The organism is Arsenophonus sp. ENCA (genome assembly GCF_002287155.1).
GTDB classification, from domain to species: Bacteria; Pseudomonadota; Gammaproteobacteria; order Enterobacterales; family Enterobacteriaceae; genus Arsenophonus; species Arsenophonus nilaparvatae.
Genome location: NZ_NHNG01000181.1, coordinates 1 through 5,769 on the forward strand (window position 1 = coordinate 1; position 5,769 = coordinate 5,769).

Sequence of the window (5,769 nt, forward strand, 5' to 3'; positions counted from 1 at the left end):
GGCTGACAAAAATACATCCCAAATCTAAACGCGCCAGATTTTCAAGTGCTCTGAGCGAACTATGCCCTTTCATGATCCCATAAAGCAAAATTCCCATCATTGAACGAGGAGAATACGGCGCTCTACCTGTTGAAGAATAACAGCGTTCGAAAGGTACCCAGTCTTGTTCATCCAAAATCTCTGTGACAATAAATGCCCTACGTTCACCAATTTGCTTGAGATAATCGCAAAGGGAAACAGAACCCTCCAAGATAGGTAGATTTTGCGCTTTGACAAACTTACGTTTGGTGTGAGAAGGCGATTCCAGTTTGCGAGTAAATACGGTCATAAAAGATCTGCGTTTAAAACGAATAAAGCAAATTTTAATCGATAACATGAGCTTTTGCGACAGCCTCAAAAAGCCGGGGCACAATGTAAACCGGATAACGGTTCAGTCGGCGTGAATACCCTCATTTTCAAATCTAATAATTAATTCTCCACTTCTTTTTTAATTTTTAAATCCTTTCGATGCAGGAAAGGCGGGTGTTGCTTTTTCTGCATTTAAGGAGCGCTAACATGAAAATTATCCCCTTTTGGCTTGCCATGAGCATGACCACGGCAGCACAGGCATTTTGTTTTAATGAAGCGGGGGCGATATACCAGATTGACCCGAAACTGCTTAAAGCCATCGCCCAGCAGGAAAGCAGCCTCTCTGCGAGAGCGGTCAATATTAATCGGGATAAACAGGGTCGGGTGTTGAGCACCGATTATGGGTTGATGCAGATCAATTCAACGCATATTCCCAAACTCCAAAAGATGGGGGTCATTCGCAACCCTAAGGATTTACTCAATCAGCCCTGCCTTAACGTTAAGATCGGCGCGTGGATACTGGCGCAACATCTGCGTGAGTGCGGCGTCAACTGGGCCTGTCTGGGGTCATATAACGCGGGCTTTCATCCGCGCAATGAACAGAAACGCTTACGCTATGCCCAACAGATTTATGCGCACTACTGGCCTGTGGTAAGCGGCGACAGGAGGAAACCGTGAGCGCGTTGAGTCTCGTGCTGCTGGGGTTGTGCGCCGTCATCGTGCAAAGCAGCGTGGTTGGGGTCGCAAGGTATTTTCTCGATGTCCATCAAGAGCGCCCGCTGTCAGTCATCGGTAGGAGTGTGATAGTCACTCGAGTGATTTTTACCGGATTATCCTTTCTGTCGGCCATATTTTCGACCTCGGCGCTACAGGGGCTGTTGGCGCTGGTTTTCCTCGCTTTTTTGTCTCTGTTTATCTATCTGGATGCAGCCAGCCGGTGTTTACCGCGCTGTTTTACGCTGGCGTTTGGGTTGACCGGAGCCGTCTGGCATTTTCTTTTGTACCCAGAGACGGCGCTACCCGCCCTGCTCACCGCGTTAAGTCTCTTTGGTGTGCTTTGGGCACTACGCACCCTCGCTTACCGGCGTGATGGCGGCGCGCAGTGTGGTTTGGGTGATGTGTACCTGATGGCGGGATTGGGTATGTGGTTTGCCTTCCCTACTGTTTTCTGGGTTATCAGTGCTGCCGCCGTTTCAGGGGGGCTTTTTTTGCTGGCAAGAAGATTATGCCAGCCGATGCAGTGGCAAGAAAACGTCAATTATCGTTCAGCACCGTTTGCGCCGTTTTTGTGTGGGGTAGCGGCAATTGACCACCTTTGGCTGATGGGAAGTTATCTTTAGGAGGTAACATCTTGAAAAAAATAATCAAGAAAAAAAAGCCAGAAATCCATCGCGGATTTGTCTCGTTGGAAATCATGGGGGCGTTGGTCATTGTGGCAATGGCGGCATTGTTTGGTGCAGAAAAATACAGTGACTATCTGGATGAGCAGGAATGGAAAGTCGCTGCCCGTCATGTCAGCCAGTTTAATGAGGCTGCAAAGCAATATATTGCTGACCATCGTGATGAGCTACTCAACCAGCCGCTCCCCAAACGTATTATCCCTTCCTTGCTGATAAATATGGGATATTTACAACGGGGCTTCGCGGAGAAAAATGGTTTTGGTCAGCAGTATGTGACCGGCATCGTCAAAAACAGTGCCAAAGGCCAGCCAGCATTACAGGCGCTCACCTGTAGCGTACAGGGGGATACCTTGTCCGAGAAAGGGATGCGCCGGATTGCTGCCCTGATTAACGGGATGGGCGGTTATGTCGATGAGAAAAATATCGCTACCGGCGCTTATGGCGGCTGGACAAGCCAGCCAAGGGATTTTGGACTTGACTGCCGCCACGGGCATATTGCCATTGCGTTATCGTCGGAAATCCTCGGCAGTGTGTTGCAGGAAAGCGACCGACTGTACCGCTTTCAGGTAAAACATAAGCCAGAACTTAACCGAATGCACACCCATATCGATATGGGCGATAACGACATAACCCGCGCGAATGTGATTAATGCACACTATTTTTATCCCAGTTCACAGGTTATCGCCGGTGCTACCTGTTATCCCGATGGAACCGTCTCCCGGATAGAGACCGGAGAATCCGTTTCCTGTGTCAAGGGAAAATGGGCGAGGAGTTCAGGCGTCCCTATCGGAACCATTGTTATGTGGGGGAGTTCAGTTTTACCCCCGGACTGGCTTGAGTTAAACGGGCAATCTTTTAATAAACGCCAATATCCCGACCTTTCCTTGCTGTATCCCTCATTAAAACTGCCTGATTTTCGCGGGCGTTTTGTTCGTGCACTCGATCACGAGTTTCGCACAGGCATATAAAATTCTAAAAATGGCTTAAAAGCAATGATTAATCTGCAAGTTACTAAAAAACATAAATTTTCTTAAATTACAATAAGTTGTATTTGATTTATAAGGTTTTGACTATTTATATATCATGCTGAATTAAACTTAAAAATAGAGCGTTTTTTTATTGGTGCGAAACTCGTGGATACGGTAAAATCCGGCTAAATTGCGGAAAATGTAAATCGCGTAACACCTGATTCGCCTCGGTGGTTTCATCGGGTAACGCCAGGGCATTTAACAGGCTGTTGACGGTATGGGTAATTTTATCGCGCATCGGGTTTATTTTTCCTTATCCGTTTAATCAACACGAGAGGTTCCCCAATGGGAAGCCGTAACCACAAATTCCACCCATCCAGCGTGATGATAAACATCCTGGTTGTCGATATACGGCGCTATCCATAAACGGGCAGTTTGGTCAATGGTGCGTAAAGGCGTTGAGGCCGACACCGCAGGTTTTACCGCTGTCAGGGTTAAGCGCGTGGCGGACGGCGCCGTCGGCGTTAACCATCGGGGCTTAGGTAAAGCCGAGGCCGTATTTTTGAGGGCAGCCTGGGCGCGAAAATCACCCTCAGCCAGGGTAGGCAGACTGAGGGCAGCCGACTTTATCGGGTGACTTTCCGCATATCCTTTGGCTTTGTCATTGGCCTGCTCCATCGTCATGCAGCTATCACTGGTGGTCGCATTGCATTGAAAATCACTTTGCGTCCCCGCACAGCCGGAGAGCAATGAAATGCCTAAGACGATTGTGAGGGGATGGACGTGTTTCATTCCACCTCCTTATCATCAATAAAAATAAGCGATAATGGCGAAACTTCGGTTAACCCGATAGCTTGTGGAGTCGGCGAAAAAACAATGACCCTATCCCCACGTTTTTCAGATTCTTTTAATAATTTGCTGATTTGGGCGCTTTTCCCGATACCAAAGCGATGATTGTTGGCGGAAATCTTAAACCTCGGCAGGTTTTGCAAGCAATTTTTATCGATAACAGACGTTGTTCGCGCGAATTTTTTCATTGCGCTTTCCTCCTTTCGATTAGCCTTTTTCTTATCGCAAAAATTAACAAGAAACCGAATGATGCAAATAAGAGCAGATTGAAGGCTATCCACCACTTAATCATTTTAAAAACCGAAAAAGCCACTAATGATGGATTGCAGTTTTTCCAATCTTCCCAAGCTAACGCTTTTATTTTTTGCCTTTCCGCACTTGACGTAATCGGTATGCCGAATATTGACATGGTATTCACTCCCCTATGATTAATCCCGACCTGGCGATGGTTGACGAAACCCCGCCACCGCTTCTTGAAGCAGGCAGATAATGGCGGTCAACGCACAGGCATAACGGAAGATAGGCCGAGAAATTTCCCCCAACTTATCCAACGATAAATTTATCGCCTCCGGCTCGATGGGATACGTCACCGATAGCTGCCCCGTTGTAACCATGAAAACCGTTAGCCAAAAAAAGATAATTGGCAAATAAACCACGCTTCGACGAATTAGTCGTATTACGCGCTTCCTTAAGCGGTTGACTGCTCCTATTTTTCCCCGGGTGGTTTTCGCTTCGTGATGATTAACCGCGACTAAGGTAGGAATAGGGTTATTTTTATGTTGAAGGGTCACTGTGTTTGATTTCATGGTGAGACGCCTTTTTCCTGGTGTTGATTAATAAACTGCCGTGGATCGAATTCCCCAAGCTGGCTAAGCATGTTGTCAGTATTAAATCCGTTTAAGTTACTGCTTGTGGGCGCAGTCCGTTTATCCGTTCTTTCTCGGTTGCCTGCTTCCGCTTGCATTTCTTCAATGGTTTTTAACTGAAATCCTTCCTGAAAAACGACCGTCACTTCATTGCCTGCGCCAATCGGAATAATCGGATGATATTGCTCTGCCCGTTTGATGTAATAGTTACTGAGGGTCTGCGCTGCTTTACTTGCCCCACCGCCAATGGCTGACTTGGCGATATCATCAATACCTAAACTGGCGGTTGCCCCAAGACCAACAGTGGGTTGCGCGGCACGACCTGCACCCTGACCTAACCCATCAATAAATCCAGCGCCCCATGCCCAACCCAGAATTTTACCGTTTCGCATCACGACCTCGCCTTTCACGCCATTTTTACCGCGAAAATTGACATGTCCTTCAATCGGCAGGTCAATCACATCGTCTCCTTTGATACAACTGATTTTGCGGGTACGGACAATCGCCCGTTCACTGGAAACATCGCCGTAGGCTTCCATGCTGACAAAGCAACCTGTCAGGTCATAGGTTTTACTGTTAGGCATCTCAACCTTGCCCGTTAATCTGACCTGCATCGGCACGGTCGCCTGATTACCTGTTACCGAGGCATTGGCATCCGCCCCCTCAATCAACATCGATTTAACGAAGCTGCCCGACGGAATATAGGGATAACGTTTCGATTGTTGCGTTGTGGGTGACGTAAACGTTTGGCGCATTAACTCCCCAGGTAACGGTATCGCCTGGGTCTGAATTTGTGGGGGTGGTGGATTTCCCACACCAGAATAAAAGGCAGATGGCGGCAACACTTGTCCATTTGGACTCGCAGGCGGAAATCGCCCTGGGGCTGGCTCACCTTCTGGTGCAGGCGAGATGGCGGGAAGATTGGCATTATTCGCCTCCCCTTTTTGTCCCATCGTGCTTATCTGCAAGGTTAACTGGCTATTTTCTTTACTGAGTTCTGCCAGTCGCTGTTTATCTTCCACGAGTTTCGCACAGGCATATAAAATTCTAAAAATGGCTTAAAAGCAATGATTAATCTGCAAGTTACTAAAAAACATAAATTTTCTTAAATTACAATAAGTTGTATTTGATTTATAAGGTTTTGACTATTTATATATCATGCTGAATTAAACTTAAAAATAGAGCGTTTTTTTATTGGTGCGAAACTCGTGGGGTTCTCTCAGCAGCGCCAGTCACAGTGCGGATAGAAAAACGCATTCAGCAATTGGAACAGAGCGCTGAAGTGTTAAAATGCCGCCAAGAAAATCGTGAAAAAAAAGGTAAAGATGGCAGGCAACT

Annotated in this window: 10 protein-coding genes; 3 read left to right on the forward strand and 7 right to left on the reverse strand. The window is 47.1% G+C overall.

All coding sequences use genetic code 11. From position 1 onward, the window contains the following. Positions 1–376: hypothetical protein (locus CBG25_RS04655; protein ID WP_290603693.1), on the reverse strand; the 376-nt coding region annotated here is incomplete at its 3' end. 179 nt (positions 377–555) lie between these two features. Between CBG25_RS04655 and CBG25_RS04660 the strand changes: the two genes are divergently transcribed. Genes CBG25_RS04660 through pilV form a run of 3 tightly spaced genes read left to right on the forward strand, consistent with a single transcriptional unit; the run spans position 556 to position 2,716 of the window. Next, entirely contained in the window at positions 556–1,026 is a 471-nt protein-coding gene (locus tag CBG25_RS04660; protein ID WP_290604927.1) for a lytic transglycosylase domain-containing protein, read from the forward strand. Continuing rightward, complete coding sequence (locus CBG25_RS04665) at positions 1,023–1,688, forward strand: A24 family peptidase (protein ID WP_290604914.1); 666 nt, start codon at positions 1,023–1,025, stop codon at positions 1,686–1,688. The genes CBG25_RS04660 and CBG25_RS04665 overlap by 4 nt, the downstream gene beginning before the upstream one ends. Beyond that, positions 1,664–2,716, forward strand: a complete 1,053-nt coding sequence (gene pilV / locus CBG25_RS04670; RefSeq protein ID WP_290604915.1) for a shufflon system plasmid conjugative transfer pilus tip adhesin PilV — start codon at positions 1,664–1,666, stop codon at positions 2,714–2,716. The genes CBG25_RS04665 and pilV overlap by 25 nt, the downstream gene beginning before the upstream one ends. Before the next feature lie 148 nt (positions 2,717–2,864). Here pilV and CBG25_RS04675 read toward each other — a convergent pair whose 3' ends face one another. Genes CBG25_RS04675 through traB form a run of 6 tightly spaced genes read right to left on the reverse strand, consistent with a single transcriptional unit; the run spans position 2,865 to position 5,453 of the window. Continuing rightward, a complete protein-coding gene (locus CBG25_RS04675) occupies positions 2,865–3,014 on the reverse strand; it encodes a hypothetical protein (protein ID WP_290604917.1) in 150 nt (49 codons plus the stop codon). Between the two features lie 23 nt (positions 3,015–3,037). Then, a complete protein-coding gene (traV, locus tag CBG25_RS04680; protein ID WP_290604919.1) occupies positions 3,038–3,508 on the reverse strand; it encodes a type IV conjugative transfer system lipoprotein TraV in 471 nt (156 codons plus the stop codon). After that, the gene (locus CBG25_RS04685) at positions 3,505–3,753 is read right to left on the reverse strand and encodes a hypothetical protein (RefSeq protein WP_290604921.1); all 249 of its coding nucleotides are present in this window, start codon (positions 3,751–3,753) and stop codon (positions 3,505–3,507) included. The genes traV and CBG25_RS04685 overlap by 4 nt, the downstream gene beginning before the upstream one ends. Further along, on the reverse strand, positions 3,750–3,974 hold the full coding sequence (locus tag CBG25_RS04690) for a hypothetical protein (RefSeq protein WP_290604923.1): 225 nt from the start codon (positions 3,972–3,974) through the stop codon (positions 3,750–3,752). The genes CBG25_RS04685 and CBG25_RS04690 overlap by 4 nt, the downstream gene beginning before the upstream one ends. A gap of 19 nt (positions 3,975–3,993) precedes the next feature. Continuing rightward, the gene (locus CBG25_RS04695) at positions 3,994–4,371 is read right to left on the reverse strand and encodes a hypothetical protein (RefSeq protein WP_290604925.1); all 378 of its coding nucleotides are present in this window, start codon (positions 4,369–4,371) and stop codon (positions 3,994–3,996) included. Continuing rightward, positions 4,368–5,453, reverse strand: a complete 1,086-nt coding sequence (traB, locus tag CBG25_RS04700; RefSeq protein WP_366212701.1) for an F-type conjugal transfer pilus assembly protein TraB — start codon at positions 5,451–5,453, stop codon at positions 4,368–4,370. Before traB ends, CBG25_RS04695 begins: the two co-directional genes overlap by 4 nt. Between the last annotated feature and the right edge of the window lie 316 nt (positions 5,454–5,769).